Raw genomic sequence first — 1,260 nt, forward strand, 5'->3', positions numbered from 1 at the left:
CGAACCCGGGATATGACCTGGTGCGCAGCGCGTTCACGCAAAACGAGAACACGACCCAGCTCGAATATGACCGGCAGTGGTATTACCTGGCTCGTATCACGCCGTCGCCGGCACAACGGGAACTCTCCGAATCTTTGCGGCGTTCAACTCGACCCGATGCTCGCGGCACGAGCGCGAAACCGGGCTTGGCCACGAAGCCGTGGGAGAACATTCAGGTGGTCACGCGGGATTTTTCCCTGTTTGATCGGCTGGAAATCATGTATCGCGAGTCGAGATTCCGTTCGGATACCAACGTCGGCAAATTGGGGGGGATCGGCGGATATGGACTCGGTCCATCGCATCACCAAAAGACGGTGCTGGTTGATTACGAGGCGCCGAGTCAGGCCGTCGGCTTCGTCATGGGGCATAACACGCTCGACGCCTATTGGGATGACGATGCGCACCGCTACGCGCGCATGCACGCGCGATTTGGCCGCAATGGGGAAACGCCGCGCCAGGATATGTCCGCGCGGGTGACCGGGCCGATTCTCGAACATTTGAACGTGAATTTCTGCCGCGCCTGGCAGCGCAATGCGCATGTCGATCTGTTGAGCAAACGCAAGGCATTGGCCGCACAGCTGAAAGTTAGGCCGGAGTTGGGCACGCCGCTCATGGCGCAGATCGTCCGGACGCAGTCGCAGGAAGGCGTGCGCAACATCGAGGCGCTCTACTTGCAGGCGGCCAATAACGCCACGCAGTTTATCTACATCGAGAACCAGTATTTCCGGTGGGAACCACTTGCCGCGAAGATCAAGTCGGTTGCGCAGACGCACGTATCTGCAGGGCGCGATCCCGGCAAGCATGGCCCGCTGTATCTGTTTGTGGTGACGAACTCGACCGACGACGCGGTGGGAATGGGCACGGGTACGACGTACGACATGCTCGACAGTCTCGGGCGCCCGGACACCATGCCCAACGTGGCGCGGCTGGAGCGTGGCGAGCAACTCGGGATCGATGTGCAGCGCGCCGTCAACGAGGTCGCGGTGGCGCATTACGACCATGGCGCCAGTGGTCCGGTACGGCAGGACGCCGCGAGAAAGAAACTCCAGGAAGCGAAGCAGAAGCTTCAGGACAACGCCGATGAAAAAAAGCCGATTCTGCCTCAAGACATTCCGGGCTTGAAAGTACATGTCTGCACGCTGGTGGCGCCGGATTCACCGGCCAAGCAGTGGATGCCGGTGTACGTGCACAGCAAGATCATGATCGTGGACGATGTGTTCC

Annotated in this window: 1 protein-coding gene; it reads left to right on the forward strand. The window is 60.3% G+C overall.

All coding sequences use genetic code 11. The features are described from left to right. Nucleotides 1–1,260 (forward strand): phospholipase D-like domain-containing protein (locus tag ACYP33_RS19655; RefSeq protein ID WP_459623464.1); only part of this gene is annotated, 1,260 nt, incomplete at both ends.

This window comes from Burkholderia sp. 3C (assembly GCF_054589155.1).